Source organism: Nocardia asteroides (assembly GCA_019930625.1).
Lineage (GTDB): Bacteria > Actinomycetota > Actinomycetes > Mycobacteriales > Mycobacteriaceae > Nocardia > Nocardia sputi.
Genome location: CP082844.1, coordinates 6,231,431 through 6,246,729 on the forward strand (window position 1 = coordinate 6,231,431; position 15,299 = coordinate 6,246,729).

A 15,299-nucleotide genomic window follows, 5' to 3' on the forward strand; every position below is an offset into this window, starting at 1 on the left:
ATCAGCGGCCGTCGAAGGCGCGAAGCAGTTCCTCGGCGGCGAGCGCGGCGGTGAGCGTGCCGTCGCGGACCTGCTTTTCCACCTGCGCCCGAATGGCTTTCACCTCCGGGTTGTCGGCGAGCCTGCGCAGCAACTGGTCGTGCACCATGGTCCAGGTCCAGTCGACCTGCTGGCGGCGGCGCTGCGCATCGAACTCCCCGGCGTCGGTGAGCACCCGGCGGTGTTCGAGCACCGTGTTCCAGAAGCGATCCAGACCGACGCCTTCCAACCCGCTCATGGTCAGCACCGGTGGACGCCACAGCGCGTCGTGCGGGTGGATCAGGCGCAGCGCACCCGCGAGCTCCCGCGCTGCGGCCTTGGCCTCGACCTCGTGTTTGCCGTCGGCCTTGTTCACCGCGACGACGTCGGCCAGTTCGAGCACGCCCTTCTTGATGCCTTGCAGCTGGTCGCCGGTCCGGGCCAGGGTGAGGAAGCAGAACACGTCGACCATGTTCGCGACGGTGACCTCCGACTGACCTACGCCGACGGTCTCCACCAGGATCACGTCGTAACCCGCCGCTTCCAGCAGTGCGATGGTCTCGCGCGTGGCCTTTGCGACGCCGCCGAGCGTGCCCGCGGTGGGCGAAGGCCGGATGTAGGCGTCACGTTCCACCGACAGCCGCGCCATCCTGGTCTTGTCGCCGAGGATGGAGCCGCCGGTCCTGGTCGAGGACGGGTCGACCGCGAGCACGGCCACCCGGTGCCCCTGCGCGATCAGGTACATGCCGAGCGCGTCGATGAAGGTCGATTTGCCGACCCCGGGAACGCCCGTGATGCCGACCCGGTTGGAGGGCGCGGCCGCGGAGCCCGCCTCCGGCGTGAGCTTCAGCAGCAGTTGCTGCGCCAGCGCCCGGTGATCGGCCCTGGTGGACTCCACCAACGTGATCGCCCGCGCCAGGGCGGCCCGCTCGTTGGCGCGGACCGCCGCGGCGAGGGCGTCGACGTCGATCGTCCGGCGCGCGGCCACCCTCGGGGTGTCCCGCGCCGCGGAACCGGCTTCGCTCATTCGGTCGCGGCGGAATCCGCGGCGCCGCTGCCGAGTTCGTGACCGAGTTCGGCGCCGAGCTTCTTCAGCAGGTCGATCGCCGCGTCGGCGATCACCGTGCCGGGCGGGAAGATCGCCGCCGCGCCGGCCTGGTAGAGCTCGTCGAAGTCACCCGGCGGGATGACGCCGCCGACGATGACCATGATGTCGGGGCGCCCGGCATCGGCCAGCGCCTGCCGCAGGGCGGGCACCAGCGTGAGGTGGCCTGCCGCCAGCGACGACACGCCGACGACGTGCACGTCGTTGTCGGCTGCCTGCCGCGCCACCTCTTCCGGGGTCTGGAACAGCGGGCCCACGTCGACGTCGAAGCCCAGGTCGGCGAAGGCCGTGGCGATCACCTTCTGTCCCCGGTCGTGGCCGTCCTGCCCCATCTTCGCGACGAGGATGCGCGGCCTGCGACCCTCCGCTTCGGCGAATTCCTCGACCAGCTCACTCGCCTTCGTGATGTTGCTGACCTTTCCTGCCTCGTCGCGGTACACACCGGAGAGCGTACGGATCTCGGCCTGGTGGCGGCCGAACACCTGCTCGAGCGCGTCGGAGATCTCACCGACGGTGGCCTTGGCCCGCGCCGCGTCGATCGCCAGCGCGAGCAGATTGTTCGCCATGCCGCCCTCGGAAGAGGCCGCTGCGCGAGTCAATTCGGCCAGCGCCCGCCGCACGGCGTCGGGGTCGCGCTCGGCGCGCAGCCGCCGCAGTTTCTCGAGCTGCTCGGCGCGCACCCGCGAGTTCTCGACCTTGAGGACCTCGACTTGCTGGTCTTCCTCGACCTGGTACTTGTTGACGCCGATCACCGGTTGCTGTCCGGTGTCGATACGCGCCTGGGTGCGGGCAGCGGCTTCCTCGATGCGCAGCTTCGGGATTCCCTCGCCGATCGCCTGGGCCATGCCGCCGTGCGCCTCGACCTCGGCGATGTGCGCGCGGGCGCGGTTGGCCAGCTGGTGGGTGAGCCACTCGACGTAATACGAGCCGCCCCACGGGTCGATCGGACGGGTGGTGTTGGACTCCTGCTGGATCAACAGCTGGGTGTTGCGGGCGATGCGGGCGGAGAAGTCCGTCGGCAGCGCCAGCGCCTCGTCGAGCGCGTTGGTGTGCAGCGACTGGGTGTGGCCCTGGGTGGCGGCCATCGCCTCGATGCAGGTGCGGGCGACGTTGTTGTAGGCGTCCTGCGCGGTGAGCGACCAGCCGGAAGTCTGCGAATGGGTGCGCAGCGACAGCGATTTCGCGCTCTTCGGGTTGAACCCCGCGACCAGCTCGCTCCACAGCAGGCGCCCGGCGCGCAGCTTGGCCACCTCCATGAAGAAGTTCATGCCGATGGCCCAGAAGAACGACAGCCGCGGCGCGAACTTGTCGACCTCCATGCCCGCGTCGATGCCGGCGCGAATGTACTCGACGCCGTCGGCGAGGGTGTAGGCCAGCTCCAGGTCGGCGGTCGCGCCCGCCTCCTGGATGTGATAGCCCGAGATGGAGATCGAGTTGAACTTCGGCATCTTCGCGCTGGTAAAGGCGAAGATGTCGGAGATGATCCGCATCGAGGGCTTCGGCGGGTAGATGTAGGTGTTGCGGACCATGAACTCCTTCAGAATGTCGTTCTGAATGGTTCCGGCCAGCTGCTCGGGAGCGACGCCCTGCTCCTCGGCGGCGACGACGTACAGCGCCAGGATCGGCAGTACCGCGCCGTTCATCGTCATCGAGACGCTGACCTGGTCCAGCGGGATGTGGTCGAACAGCTGCCGCATGTCCAGGATCGAGTCGATGGCGACGCCCGCCATGCCGACGTCGCCCTGTACCCGCGGATGATCGGAGTCGTAGCCGCGGTGGGTGGCCAGGTCGAACGCGACCGACAGACCCTTCTGGCCCGCCTGCAGATTGCGCCGGTAGAAGGCGTTCGAGTCCGCGGCGGTGGAGAAGCCCGCGTACTGGCGGATGGTCCACGGCTGGTTGACGTACATCGTGGGGTACGGCCCGCGCACGAACGGCGCGACGCCGGGCACGCTGTCGAGCGGATACCCTTCGGCCGCGATGGCATCCCGGTCGGCCTTGGTGAACACCGGCGGCACATCGATGCCTTCGGGCGTCGACCACACCAGCTGTTGCGGGGCGTACTGGTTGGCCGCCGCGGCGGCGCGCACGTACTCCGTCACCTGGGCCGCGTCGACCGCGGCGGGCTCCGGTGCGCGCTCGGTCAGCGGGACATCGGCGAAACTGCCGATCACGTGCTTGATCTCACGAGTAGTCATCAGGCTCCCACCTTCTCCAGCAGGCCGGACAGCGCGGCGACGGCGTCGATGCGGGCGGCGAGGAATCCGTCCGGCCGCTGCGCGTCCTCGAGTTCGGCGAGGGCTTTCGCCGAGCCGGCCAGCAGCACGGTGGGCACGCCCGCGGCGCGCAGTTGTTCCACCGCCGCACCGGCTTCAGACCCGTAGCGCGTGTCCGATCCGCACAGCACCGCGATCGGCGCCCCGGCTTCGGTTGCCGCGGAAGCGATTGCGCTCACCTCGAGCGGACCGGGGTTGATCGACTCGATGCCGCCCGAGGCCAGCAGGTTCGCGGTGAAAGTGACCCGTACGTTGTGCTCGGCCACCGAACCGAGCGGCACCAGCAGCGCCTTCGGCCGCGCACCGTGTGCGGCGAGGTAGGCGTCGGAGCGGTTGCGCAATTGCTCGAACGCGGCGCCGTAGCGGGCTACCCGTCCGGTCTGCCGCGCCGCCTCCGACAGCGGCTGCTCGGACAGGTTCGGGAATTCGTTCACGCCGGTGACGGCGGTCTTGCGGTGGGCGACATCGCTGTCGCGGGCGGCCTTGGTCGCGGCGACAGGCTCGGCGAGCAGACCGGACTCCAGCGCGGCGAGGTAGCCGCCTGCCGCCTCGATCTCCTGGAGGAACTCCCACGCTTTCGCCGCCAGCGCGGCGGTGAGGTCTTCGATGTACCACGAGCCCGCACCCGGATCCAGCACATGGCCCAGATGCGATTCCTCGAGCAGCAGCAGCTGGGTGTTGCGGGCCATGCGGTCGGCGAACGCCTTCGAGACGCCGAGTTCGCCGGGCGGCAGGGCCGAGTCGAACGGCAGCACGGTCACGGTGTCGGCGCCGCCGATGCCCGCGCCGAACGCGGCGAGCGTGGTGCGCAGCATGTTCACCCAGGGGTCGCGCTGGCTCATCATGGCGGCCGAGGTGACCGCGTGCTGCGGCGCGCCGCCGAAATCCGGTGCGCCGCACACCTGCGCGACCCGCCCCCACAGCTGCCTGGCGGCACGGAACTTGGCGATGGTGGCGAACTGGTCGTCGGTGGCCGCGAACCGGAACTCCAGTTGCCCCAGTGCGTCCGCGATGTCCAGGCTCTCGGTCAGCGACCGGAGGTAGGCCAGGCCCGCGGCGACGGCCGCGCCCAGTTCCTGTGCGTCGGAGGCGCCCGCGTCGTGGAACACGGTGCCGTCCACGGTGATCGCGCGGACCGTCTCCGGCCGCCCTGCCGCCTGCCAGGCGAGCGCGACGGCCTCGGCGAGGCCGATATCGGCGAGGTCGGCGAAGCGGCTGGTCAACGGTGCGGCGCCGAGGGCGATCCGGATGTCTTCGCGCTCGGGTGCCGCGTACTCATCGAGCACGGCGAACACCTGCGCCGCCGCGGCGGCGGCCTCGCCGCCCGCGTCCAGCGTGAGCGGGGCCAATTCGAACAGCAGGCCCGCCAGGGCGGTCGGCAGCTCCGCCACCGGCACGCCGCGCTCCCCCGCGCCGAGCCAGATCGCGCTGATCCCGTTCTCCAGTCCGGCGAGGATCTCGCGATTGGCCGCCGCGGCATCGTGTCGGACGACCCGCGCGCCGACGAACCAGCCCCGGTGCGGGTCGCGGGTGGCGTCCCGGCCGCGGACGAAGGGGAAGGTCCCGGGCAGCGGCTGCTCCGGCAGCTCGTCGCGCCGGGTGTAGAGGGGGGCGACGGTCAGCCCGTCGTAGGTGGTTTCGTCGAGCAGCCGCTCGGGCTCCTCGGGAAGGTCGGTGACATCGACGCGGCGAGCCTTCGCCAGCACCCCGGCTACACCCTTGCGCCATGCGGCGTATTCGGGCACCTGATCCGCACCCGGATCTGAAGCAATCGGCATAGCTTGCTGTTCCTCTTCCTCAACGCGGACGCACCGGCAGTGTGCGCCCGATTCCCTCACATTCGCCCAGCTCAGCGACTACTTCGGTTAACGAGCATTCGTCCCGCTTCCACTGATGCTAGCGGGCGGATTCGCGGCCGGTTGATCCTGCCCGCCACTACCAACCGGTAACCTGTCGCGGGTGACCGAGCGTGGCGAGGGAACAATCGAATACAGCGCCGATGGGCACGACGCCGATGAACACGACACAGCCGAGCGCCGGCGAGGTGGAGTCGTGACGAGGCTGATCCGTGACCCGCGTATCGTCGCGCTGATCGTCGGGGCGGTCGCGTTGTTCGGCGCGGCGCTGCTGGTTCCGCTGCCGTCGCCGCGGCAGGTGCAGGAGTGGGCGACGTCCGTCGGCCCGGTCTTCCCGCTGCTGTTCTTCGTGGTGCACGCCCTGGTGACGGTCGCGCCGATCCCACGCACCGTGTTCACCGTGAGCGCCGGGCTGCTGTTCGGCCCGCTGCTGGGCATCACGCTGGCGGTGGGTGCCACGACTGTCAGCGCGGTGCTGGCGATCCTGCTCGTCCGGGCCCTCGATCGAGATCGAGTCGCCGCACGCCTCACCCATCCCGCGGTCCGCGCCATCGACGACCGTCTCGCGCGCCGGGGCTGGCTGGCGGTGGGCTCGCTGCGGCTGATCGCGGCGGTGCCGTTCTCGGTGATCAACTATTGCTGCGGATTGTCCTCGATCCGGTTCTGGCCGTACCTGGTCGCCACGGTGCTCGGCGTGCTACCCGGCACGATCGGCACCGTCATCCTCGGCGATGCGCTCACCGGGACGACTCATCCGGCGATGCTGGCGCTGTCGGGCGTCTGCCTCGCGGTCGGCATGGCCGGATTGATCTTCGACGCGCGATGGAGAACGGCGCCACCCGCGCCGATGGCCGCCGCCGAGCCCGTCGCCGCGAAGTAGGCCGCGCTCAGTCCGCGGCCAGTTCCACCGGGACCGCGATCACGTCCACCATGGCCCCGTTGCGCAGCACGGTCACGGGCAACTGCACACCGATCGCCTCGGCGAACAATTGACGCTGGATGCCTTGCGCGTCATGCACTTGCGCACGCGCCACGCTCAGCACGAGATCGCCGCGGCGCAGCCCGGCGTGCTCGGCGGGGCCGCCGCGGACCACCTCGACGATGCGCACCCCGGCGCCCTGCCCGGTGCGCGCGGCGACCGGCTCCGGCAGCGGCGCCGGCACACCGACCAAGCCGAGGTACGCGCGCCGGACGCGTCCCTCGGTGTGCAGCGTGCCGATGATCCGGCGCGTCGTCGCGTTGATCGGGATGGCCAGGCCGAGACCGATGCCGGCGACCGCGGTGTTGATGCCGACCACCCGGCCGGCCGAATCCGACAACGCTCCACCGGAATTACCGGGGTTGAGCGCGGCGTCGGTCTGGATCACGTCCTCGATCACCCGCCCGGCGCGGCGGGAGGCGACCGGAACCGCGCGCCCGAGCGCGCTCACCACGCCCGCGGTGACCGAACCGGCCAGGCCGAGCGGGCTGCCGACCGCCACCACCAACTGACCGACCACCAATCGGTCGGCGTCGCCGAGGGTGACCGCGTCCGGGGCGCCGTCGCGTGCGCGCAGCACCGCCAGATCCGACAGCGGATCCACTCCGATCACGTCGAAACGCGACTCCACCCCGTCGGCGAAGACCACCTCGCCCCCGCGCGCCACGCCGATGACGTGCGCGTTGGTCAGCAGATACCCGTCGTCGGTGAAGATCACCGCCGATCCGCTCCCCCGCCTGGTCCGCACACTGGCCACATGCGGCGTCACCGACGCCGCCACCGCGATCACCGTGCGCGAGTAGGCATCCATCGCGGCGTTGTCCACGCCGACCACCACCCTGCTTGCCGGATTGCACTCCTGGGGTCCAGGATGCCTTCAGGGCGCGGGCGACGCACCGTGTTCGCCATAGGCGCAACGGGACCGCTGGGCGCCGGGCGTGTCGTGGTGGCCTGCGCCTGGTGCGCGACCGGCCACCGCCATCTCCGCAGCGGCTTCGCGTTCGGAAGCGACACCGACGCGACTCGGCCCGACCGCGATTCCCGCAGTTCACCACGGACGGATTCGCGCATTCTCCGCTGTCGCTCCCGCACGTGTCGAGCCGAGCCGACGCCCGTCGAGGGGCAGACCCGTCAGGCCGAGGGCAGCCGGTCGAGAAAACCGTGCACATTCGTGATCCGCCCGTCGGCACCCAGGGTGATCACGTCCGACCCCGCGACCGGGGCGCTGCCGTCGGCCGCCGACACCAACTCCCAAGAGAAACGGGCGATGTCGTGGTGGCCGTCGACCTCGCCGAGGCGACGGAACTCGAAGCCGGGGAACTGCGCCTGCGCGCCTGCGATCGCCGCCGCCAACTCGGCGTGCCCGCTCACCTCGGCGAGCGGATCGGTGTACCCGCCGTCCTCGGCCCAGGCAACCGCGACCGCCGCGGCCCTGGTCTGCTCGTCGGTGGCATTCCACGCGGCGAAGTACCGATCGACCGCTTCCTCGTAGCGCGACATGCTGAATCCTCCTGTGCCGTAATGGTTTTCGTCCGCCGACCCGCTCTTCCGTTCGGCTGTCTCCAACCTTGCCGTGCCGCGGGCCGCGCGTCGATTACGCGCGAGGTAATGATCGCCGGAAACGAGTGGCGGCCACGCGGCCCGGACTCAGCGCAGTCGGCCCTTCTTCTCGAGGTAGGCCCACGGGATCGCGGCGGCCAGCAGCGTCATCAGGGTCACCGCCAGAATCTCGTACGGCCAGGACAATGCGGCGACGAGGGCGAAATAGATTCCGGAGCAGGTGACGATCAGCGTGGGCGGCAGGAGGACCGCGGTGATGAAGGTCCAGACCCCGAGGGCCCGGCCACATTGCGCGTCCAACCGGATCTTCACGGCTTGCTGCAGGTAGCGGGCCTTCTCGTGCGCGAAGCCCGCTTGCTGCGCCACCCCTTCGATGTCGGCGGCGAGAATACGGATCGAACCGTTCAGCTCGTGGCCGGGCACCGTGTCGGCCGTCAAGTGGCGCGCGGCACGGGCCAGTTGCAGCTGGGCCTGCCGGGTGCGCGAGACGACCTGTTCGGTCGCGTTCATCCGCGATATGGTGCCGTGCAGGTCGGGAATCCCGATCGCACGCCCGCGCCGATCGTCGCCGTCCGCCGCCGTCTGGATCTCGTCGCTCATCGCCTCCAGCGCGTCGACGGCGTGGTGGATCACCCGCTCCGACTCCTCGTTCAGCGCCCACAGCAGCGCGTACATCACGCCCTGCGCGGAACCGGCGAGGGCGGGATCGCGGCGCATCTTCGTGACCGCTTTGTCGAACGGGAGGAAATGTTCCGACGGCTGCAACGTCACCAGGAACTCACCGCCCAGTGCGAAGACGATCGTCTCGCGTTCGATGGTCTCGCCGCGCCGGTAGGTGGCGGCCACCGGGAAATAGCGGAAGTTGTCGCTCTCCCACACCTGGGTGCGCGCGGCGGTGAAATCGATGCCGAGCCGTTCCCGGAGCACGGCCGCGGTGTCGGCGTCGTCGGCGGCGAGCGGAATCCAATGCTGCTGAAGCACTTCGGTGTCGAAGTGGTCGGCGGTCACGGCATTGAGAAAGGTCGTCATCGGCTACTGCTGCCCCGAGAACCTGTGTGACGAGGAGCAGGAGCTGACCGGCTGCCGCGGATGGCCACAGTGCACGGTCGGCACGCCCGGGCCGGTGGAGAGGGGGCGATCGGTGGTGGACCGGATCGCCTGATGCTCCAGATAGCCTGGGTGAGGCGATATTTCGGCATTTCCGAGCAATGTGGCCATAGTGAGGGCTCCAATACTTACTATCGTTCGGGCTGGCGCGCGCCTCCCCCGGAGAGAGGACGGGCGCGCGGGGACGGGCAGCGTCGAGCCCCGACGAGACCAGACACGGTGACGCCGCGGGCAAAGGACTGCGCATCGGTGGAAATCGGATGCGCCGCCCTTACGCGTCGAAGAACTGAAAGGCGGATTCCGTGCCGCGTCGGGCGATCGGGGCGCCGTTGCCCGGCCGACGGTTACGCACGCAGATCAACAACGCGCCGGCGCAACCCGTTTCACGAGGGCGACCCGGCTGTGGACGTCGATACTGTCATCCGGCATCTGCCGCTCACCTCGCTTCGTTGGTCGACCGGCGCACGAATTGCGCCATCCATCATTAGAAACCCGTCGATCGGGGTACGTCAATCAGTTGCGCAAGTGTTCGACGGCGCGCCACTCGGTGGAAATCTAGCGGCACGCTCCGCCCGGACGACCCTGCACGCCAACCGCTTTCGCCGACGCACCGGACAGGCCGGTCGGCGGCCAGCGGTTGCGCCGGCGAACAGGGTCGTGCCACCCTACCGACAGCTTTGGAGGCGGATGTGACCCAGCACGGCGAGCCGCCGGATCTCATCCCGGCGGACCGACTACAGGACGCCGCGGCGGTTTCGGCATGCTCGCGGCCACCGCCCGCTTGCAGATACTCTGGCTGCTCGCCCAAGGCGAGCACGATGTCGGCGCCCTCGCCGCCGCTGTCGGCCAGTCCCTGCCCGCCGTGAGCCAGCACCTGCCCAAGCTCGAACTCGCCGGACTGGTCCGCGCCCATCGCGACGGCAAGCGCAACATCTACGCGATCGCCGACCCCGACATCGCCGACCTCGTCCGGTTGGCATTCCGCCACCACCGCCGGCGTCCCGACTGACCCACCGTCACCCGCCGGACTCGGGCTCGTGTCTCAACGCCTTCGGTAGTACTCGGCCAGAGCGGTGAACGCGGCTTTGGGCTCCCACGGGAGGTCGGGGTAGGTTTCGCCGTGGCGGTCTTCGAAGACTTTGACCACGCCGTAGCTCGCCAGGTCCAAGTCGTCGCGGGGGTTGCCGCCTGGGCGGTGCACGTGGTCGTAGAGCGCGAGAACGAACACGAACGCGCTGTCGACGCCCTCGGCATCGAAGGTTTCCAGCAGTTCGCGTACGTACCGCGCCTGCCCGGGCTCGTCGCGGGCGTATTCGCCGTTCAATCGGACCGGTCCGTGGGTGTCGTCGTATTCGACGATCTCCAGGCCCTCGCGCCCAGATCGCCCGCGCCCTGGAAGGTCGCCGCGCGGGCCGGCACCAACAAGAACGCCATCTACCGGCGCTGGCCCAACCGCTTGGCGCTCGGCGTCGCCGCCTATCGCCTGCTGGCCACGACGGCGCAGCCGCCCGATACCGGAGACCTGCGCGAAGACGCACTCGAACTACTGCGCCGGGTCAACCGCCATTGGAGTTCGCCACTCGGCGCGATCCTGCGCGAACTCATCGCAGCCGCAGGTGGCGCGGCGGAACTGCTGGTCCAGCTGCCGGACCAATCCGGCGATGCCGCCGCCGCGCCATGGCTCACCGTCCTCCGCCGCGCGGTGGCGCGAGGAGAAGTCGCTCCCGAATCGCTGCATCCGCGGGTCGCCACCGTCGCCCTTGTCCTGCTCCGCAACGAATTCGTCGTGCGCGGCGCGCCGAGCGCGCCCGACGACGTCCTGGTCGAGATCGTGGACGAGGTCTACCTGCCGCTGATCCGCCGGCGCGCTCCGGCGTCGAGCTGAACCCGCCCAGCCACCCCTCGGTGGCCTATGGGCGCCCACCCACCCCAAGCGTTCTCGGCTCTTTCTCGGCAACCCTGCCGCTGTCGGCGCCAGGACGGTGGCACGCGCGCTGAACAGTGCACTCTTGCGCGCCCCTGGCGCTGAGTCGCGCCGCTCTGCCCGGCACGTGAGCACGAGATCAGCACCGAACCCGCCAGTAGGGTTGACCACGGCGTTGCCGGACCTGAATGCTCTGTGTTGACCGCAGCTCGAACGGGGTATGCGAACGATTTCCATCTTCGTATCGCCGAGCTGACGGCGACGACACCGGCGCACTCCTGCTCCGGCGTCCGGACTCGAGGGAGATTCGCGTGACCTACCGCCTGGACGACATCGACTCCGTGAGCGCACGGGGGCATGCCGCGCTAGGGGGGACTCTGGCCATACAGATCGTCTGGCGGTACGACCGTCCGGTGGACATGGCCGCCCTGGAGAGATTCCACGAGGCGTTGCGGCACGGCAGGATGGGGCAGGTGGTCGCGCCCGCGATGCTCTCCGCCGCCGGGGACCGATGGACCACCCGAGCCGAGTTCAGCCCCATCGAGGTCGCGGACGCGCCGATACCCCGTGGCGAACTCGAGGCCTGGATCGCCGAGCAGGGGCGCGCGCGGTTGCGCACCTTCGGCGGGCCGGCGTGGCGGTTGGCCGTGACCGACCTCGACAACGGGGAGAGCGCCGTGTCGCTGCTGGTATCCCACACCATCGCGGACGCCCAAGCATTCTGCGCGGCGATCGCGGAGGCGGTCGCGGGCGAGCGGCTCGATCCGCATTACCGGACCGACGAGTTCGGCAGGCTACGGTTGCTGACCAGCGATCTTCGCGCTGCCACGCGGCGTGCCCGTTTGCTGCCCTCGGCTCTCGGTTTGGCGCTGCGGCTGGCCGTCGCCAGGCGCGGCGCCGAGGCCCGGGATCTCGACGAGCAGGCTCAGGACTTCCGCCTGCCGACGGTCACCGCGACGGTCCCGGCACAGCTCTGGCACGCGGCGGCACGCAACCGAGGTGGAACCGGCACCACGTTGGCGGTGGCGATGATGGCGGCCATCGCCGCCGAGATCGGTCGCACCGACGAGCAAGGCCGGGTCCGCATGATGATGCCGGTCAGCACCCGCACCGCCGGTGATCAGCGCGCGAACGCTCTGACCTCGATCGACTTCGAGGTCGATCTCCGTGACGGCGAACCGGCCGACCTCGCCCCGCTGCGCGCGGTGATGAAGGAAAAGCTCGTCGCGGCCGCTGCCGCGGGTCGCAACGTCCCACCGCTGATCCCGGTCGCGGTGGCGCTGCCGCGCGGCCTCTACGCGAAACTGGCGCGGCAAGCCGCCACCGACGCGGTCTCCACGGTGTGCTCCAGCGTCGGAAAGCTCGACCCCGACGTCCTTCGCATCGATGGCCGCCCGGCCTCGGCGATAACGCTCGGCTTGGTCAATCAGAGCCTGAACGACCGGACCGTGCTGACCGAACGCGGCGGCAACCTCTACGTCGCGCTGGTCGAAACCGCCGACGCGATCACGCTGCGCTTCAACGGTTTCCACCCGCCGAAACTCCTCGACGCCGAGCAGCTCACCGAGCTGGTGCGGCGGGCGCTCGCACAGTACGAACTCACGCCGACCTTCTGGTAGCGGTCCGGGCGGCAGGTCGGCTCAGCGGTTGCCGAGTTTCCGCAGCGCCTGCTCGGACGCCGAACCCGGCTCGGCGGCGAACAGGTCCAGCCCGCAACACAACGGCTCGTCGGGCAGCGCGACGAGTTCGCCGTGCAGGACCAGCTCGCCCACCACCGGGTGGTGCAACGCGTAGGCCCGAGACCGGACCTGCGCGACCGAGCGCTCGTCCCACAGTCGGGCGAAATCGGCGCTCTCCTCCCGCAGGTGATCTATGTGTGCGGTGAGTGCGGCATCCCCTCGATATCGTCCGAGCAGAACGCGCAGATGCGCCACGTGATCGTGCGCCGCCCGCTCCCAACCGGTGCGGTACAGCGCACGTGACCGGGGTTCGCCGAACAGCAGATGCGAGAAGGTGCGGCGGTTCTCCGGCAGCGTGGGAAAGTCACCGAACACCGCCACGGCGAGCTGATTCCAGCCGACGATCTGGGTGTGTCGACCGACCAGCAGGGCGGGGGTCATCACGAACGACTCCAGCAGGCGGAGCAAGCCCGAGGTCACCTCCGGCGCGGCTCGCGTACATGGCCGGGGCCGCCGAGCGAGCCGGTGGAGGTAGGCGAGTTCGTCCCGGTCCAGGCGCAGTGCCGCGCCGACGGCCTCCAGGACCTCGTCCGAGACGCGGTCACCGCTGCCCTGTTCCAAACGTGTGTAGTGGGCGACGCTCACGCCCGCCAGCCGAGCCAGCTCCTCCCGTCTCAGGCCCGCGACCCGGCGTACCGTGCCGTAGTCTCGCAGCCCGACGTCCCGCGGGCGCACGCGGGCACGGCGTGATTTCAAGAACTCGCTCAGCTCGGTCCGGTCGTCCACTCCATAACCCTATGTACGCCGGGACGTCGGAGGGTGCTCACACCGTGAGTACCCAGAACGCGGGGCTGGTCCGGCAGCCGGAACGGCTCGATGCTGTCGGACGAGTCACCGTCGCGAACCGGGCATGGCTTTCCGCGCTCGCTCGCCGCCGGTCTCACGATGTCCCCACGAACGAACGGAGCGAACGCGTGCCCCGAACCCTCGGACTCATCGGCAGCGGAATGATCGGGTCCACCATTGCCCGCCTGGCCCTCGCGGCCGGACTCGAGGTCATCCTCAGTAATTCGCGTGACCCTCGGACACTCGTCGCGCTGGTCGCCGAGCTGGGTGAAGGCGCCCGAGCGGCCACACCAGCGCAAGCGGCACGCGCGGCCGATCTGGTGGTGGCGGCCGTCCCGCTGAAAGCCCACGAACATCTCCCCGCCGAGGCGCTGGCCGGCAAGACCGTGCTGGACACCGCGAACTACTACCCCGAACGAGACGGTCACCTGTCCGAACTGGACGACGGCTCCCTGACCTCGAGCGCACTGCTGCAACGCCACCTCGCGGGCTCTCGAGTGGTCAAGGCATGCAACAACGTCACCCCGCACCAGCTGTTGTGCCTGGCCCGTCCCGCGAGCGCGCCGGATCGCAGCGCGCTGCCCATCGCCGGCGACGACGCGGAGGCGAAGGCGGAGACCACCCGGCTGTTGGACCTCCTCGGCTATGACGCGGTGGACATCGGCACACTCGCCACCAGCTGGCGCAGTGAACCGAACACACCGGTCTACGTCCAGCCCTATCTCGGCGAAGTACCCGCGATGAGCGTCGAGGCATTCCTTCGCTGGACTCTCGGGGCACCCGGGATCGTGGTTCCCGCGGCACGGGTGGCCGAGCTCGCCGAGATCGCGGTTCGCCGACCCGCCGGCGAGGCCAGGTTGCCGAGCGACTGACGCCGAACTGGGGAGGAAGGCACTCGAATCTCACCCGGCCGCCTTGGGGTGATGCCGGGTGGCCGCATCTGGACATGCGCCCGACTCGTCCCCCGGATGTGGCACGATCTGGTAGGTGACCAGCAGACCCGCCGCAGCGCAGCATTTGCACGACCTCGCGCGACTACGCCGCGTACGCGACCGTATCGACCGGGAGTATGCGCAGCCGCTGGACGTCGAGGCGCTCGCCCGGGACGCGCACATGTCGGCCGGACATCTCAGCCGCCAGTTCCGGCTCGCCTACGGCGAGTCGCCGTACTCCTATCTGATGACGCGGCGCATCGAACGCGCGATGGCGCTGCTGCGTCGCGGGGACCTCAGCGTCACCGAGGTCTGTTTCGCGGTCGGCTGCTCGTCGCTGGGCACCTTCAGCACTCGCTTCACCGAGTTGGTCGGCGTGCCGCCCAGCGTCTATCGCAGGCAGGAGGCGGACGCGGCGGCGGGGATGCCCGCGTGCGTGGCCAAACAGGTCACCAGACCGATCAGGAATCGAGAAGCGCCGGTTACCGAGCCGCAATTAGCCTGACTGCCATGGACATCACCATTCACTCGAGCTTCCTGCCGCACAACGACGCGGAGGCGGCTCTCGCCTTCTACCGTGACACCCTCGGCTTCGAGGTGCGCAAAGACGTCGGATACGAAGGGCTGCGCTGGCTCACCGTCGGCCCCGTCGGCCAGCCCGAAACGTCCATCGTTCTGCATCCGCCGGGCGTCGACCCCGGCATCACCGACGACGAGCGCCGCACCATCACCGAGATGATGGCCAAGGGCACCTACGGCGGCATTCTCTTGGCAACCAAAGATCTCGATGGCGCCTTCGAGCGGCTGGCGGCCCACGACGCCGAGATCGTCCAGGAGCCGACCGATCAGCCGTACGGAGTTCGCGACTGCGCCGTCCGCGATCCCGCGGGCAACCTGATCCGCATCCAAGAACTGCGCTGAGGCGCAGCGCCCCAGCCACGACACCGGGCGATCACCGTCGCATCCGGCACCGGCACGGCGACGCAGACCAGCCGGCCCGCCCCGACCGAACAGATG

Annotated in this window: 14 protein-coding genes and 1 pseudogene; 7 read left to right on the forward strand and 8 right to left on the reverse strand. The window is 69.8% G+C overall.

The genetic code is table 11. The features are described from left to right. Position 1: 1 nt before the first annotated feature. From meaB to K8O92_28185, 3 genes are read right to left on the reverse strand one after another with little or no spacing between them, the layout of a single operon-like run. Positions 2-1,045, reverse strand: coding sequence for a methylmalonyl Co-A mutase-associated GTPase MeaB (gene meaB, locus K8O92_28175; protein ID UAK31602.1), 1,044 nt, complete (start codon positions 1,043-1,045; stop codon positions 2-4). Further along, positions 1,042-3,321, reverse strand: coding sequence for a methylmalonyl-CoA mutase (gene scpA / locus K8O92_28180; GenBank protein ID UAK31603.1), 2,280 nt, complete (start codon positions 3,319-3,321; stop codon positions 1,042-1,044). The genes meaB and scpA overlap by 4 nt, the downstream gene beginning before the upstream one ends. After that, entirely contained in the window at positions 3,321-5,177 is a 1,857-nt protein-coding gene (locus K8O92_28185; protein UAK31604.1) for a methylmalonyl-CoA mutase, read from the reverse strand. Before K8O92_28185 ends, scpA begins: the two co-directional genes overlap by 1 nt. 274 nt (positions 5,178-5,451) lie before the next feature. Here K8O92_28185 and K8O92_28190 point away from each other — a divergent pair, with 274 nt between their 5' ends. Then, a complete protein-coding gene (locus tag K8O92_28190) occupies positions 5,452-6,135 on the forward strand; it encodes a TVP38/TMEM64 family protein (protein ID UAK31605.1) in 684 nt (227 codons plus the stop codon). A 7-nt stretch (positions 6,136-6,142) separates the two neighbouring features. Here the strand turns inward: K8O92_28190 and K8O92_28195 are convergent, their stop codons facing one another. The 3 genes from K8O92_28195 to K8O92_28205 form a co-directional block, all read right to left on the reverse strand. Continuing rightward, positions 6,143-7,045, reverse strand: a complete 903-nt coding sequence (locus K8O92_28195; protein UAK35990.1) for a trypsin-like peptidase domain-containing protein — start codon at positions 7,043-7,045, stop codon at positions 6,143-6,145. Between the two features lie 320 nt (positions 7,046-7,365). Next, on the reverse strand, positions 7,366-7,734 hold the full coding sequence (locus tag K8O92_28200) for a nuclear transport factor 2 family protein (protein ID UAK31606.1): 369 nt from the start codon (positions 7,732-7,734) through the stop codon (positions 7,366-7,368). A 147-nt stretch (positions 7,735-7,881) separates the two neighbouring features. Further along, positions 7,882-8,823 carry a hypothetical protein gene (locus tag K8O92_28205; protein ID UAK31607.1) on the reverse strand — a complete coding sequence of 314 codons (942 nt, stop codon included), beginning with the start codon at positions 8,821-8,823 and terminating at the stop codon, positions 7,882-7,884. A gap of 838 nt (positions 8,824-9,661) precedes the next feature. On the opposite strand from K8O92_28205, the gene K8O92_28210 reads away from it, so the two are divergent. After that, complete coding sequence (locus tag K8O92_28210) at positions 9,662-9,910, forward strand: metalloregulator ArsR/SmtB family transcription factor (GenBank protein ID UAK31608.1); 249 nt, start codon at positions 9,662-9,664, stop codon at positions 9,908-9,910. 33 nt (positions 9,911-9,943) lie between these two features. On the opposite strand, the pseudogene K8O92_28215 reads toward K8O92_28210, so the two are convergent. Next, a pseudogene (locus K8O92_28215) lies at positions 9,944-10,279 on the reverse strand (hypothetical protein). Here K8O92_28215 and K8O92_28220 point away from each other — a divergent pair. Beyond that, positions 10,190-10,786, forward strand: coding sequence for a TetR/AcrR family transcriptional regulator C-terminal ligand-binding domain-containing protein (locus K8O92_28220; protein UAK35991.1), 597 nt, complete (start codon positions 10,190-10,192; stop codon positions 10,784-10,786). The pseudogene K8O92_28215 and the gene K8O92_28220 sit on opposite strands and share 90 nt — an antisense overlap. A gap of 350 nt (positions 10,787-11,136) precedes the next feature. After that, positions 11,137-12,444 (forward strand): hypothetical protein, encoded by a 1,308-nt coding sequence (locus K8O92_28225; protein ID UAK31609.1) that lies wholly within the window; start codon positions 11,137-11,139, stop codon positions 12,442-12,444. Between the two features lie 21 nt (positions 12,445-12,465). On the opposite strand, the gene K8O92_28230 is transcribed toward K8O92_28225, so the two are convergent. Then, on the reverse strand, positions 12,466-13,290 hold the full coding sequence (locus K8O92_28230; protein UAK31610.1) for a helix-turn-helix transcriptional regulator: 825 nt from the start codon (positions 13,288-13,290) through the stop codon (positions 12,466-12,468). Positions 13,291-13,301: 11 nt separating this feature from the next. Between K8O92_28230 and K8O92_28235 the strand changes: the two genes are divergently transcribed. The 3 genes from K8O92_28235 to K8O92_28245 all read left to right on the forward strand — a co-directional run bounded on the left by K8O92_28235 (position 13,302) and on the right by K8O92_28245 (position 15,203). Then, entirely contained in the window at positions 13,302-14,222 is a 921-nt protein-coding gene (locus K8O92_28235; GenBank protein UAK31611.1) for an NAD(P)-binding domain-containing protein, read from the forward strand. Between the two features lie 115 nt (positions 14,223-14,337). Further along, complete coding sequence (locus K8O92_28240) at positions 14,338-14,787, forward strand: helix-turn-helix transcriptional regulator (protein UAK31612.1); 450 nt, start codon at positions 14,338-14,340, stop codon at positions 14,785-14,787. A gap of 5 nt (positions 14,788-14,792) precedes the next feature. Further along, on the forward strand, positions 14,793-15,203 hold the full coding sequence (locus tag K8O92_28245; GenBank protein UAK31613.1) for a VOC family protein: 411 nt from the start codon (positions 14,793-14,795) through the stop codon (positions 15,201-15,203). The last annotated feature ends 96 nt before the right edge of the window (positions 15,204-15,299 follow it).

Coding starts and splice junctions, on each gene's coding strand:
- meaB (UAK31602.1), bottom strand. CDS start 1,045: ATGAGCGAAGCCGGTTCCGCGGCGCGGGACACCCCGAGGGTGGCCGCG.
- scpA (UAK31603.1), bottom strand. CDS start 3,321: ATGACTACTCGTGAGATCAAGCACGTGATCGGCAGTTTCGCCGATGTC.
- K8O92_28185 (UAK31604.1), bottom strand. CDS start 5,177: ATGCCGATTGCTTCAGATCCGGGTGCGGATCAGGTGCCCGAATACGCC.
- K8O92_28195 (UAK35990.1), bottom strand. CDS start 7,045: ATGGATGCCTACTCGCGCACGGTGATCGCGGTGGCGGCGTCGGTGACG.
- K8O92_28200 (UAK31606.1), bottom strand. CDS start 7,734: ATGTCGCGCTACGAGGAAGCGGTCGATCGGTACTTCGCCGCGTGGAAT.
- K8O92_28205 (UAK31607.1), bottom strand. CDS start 8,823: ATGACGACCTTTCTCAATGCCGTGACCGCCGACCACTTCGACACCGAA.
- K8O92_28210 (UAK31608.1), top strand. CDS start 9,662: ATGCTCGCGGCCACCGCCCGCTTGCAGATACTCTGGCTGCTCGCCCAA.
- K8O92_28235 (UAK31611.1), top strand. CDS start 13,302: ATGTACGCCGGGACGTCGGAGGGTGCTCACACCGTGAGTACCCAGAAC.
- K8O92_28245 (UAK31613.1), top strand. CDS start 14,793: ATGGACATCACCATTCACTCGAGCTTCCTGCCGCACAACGACGCGGAG.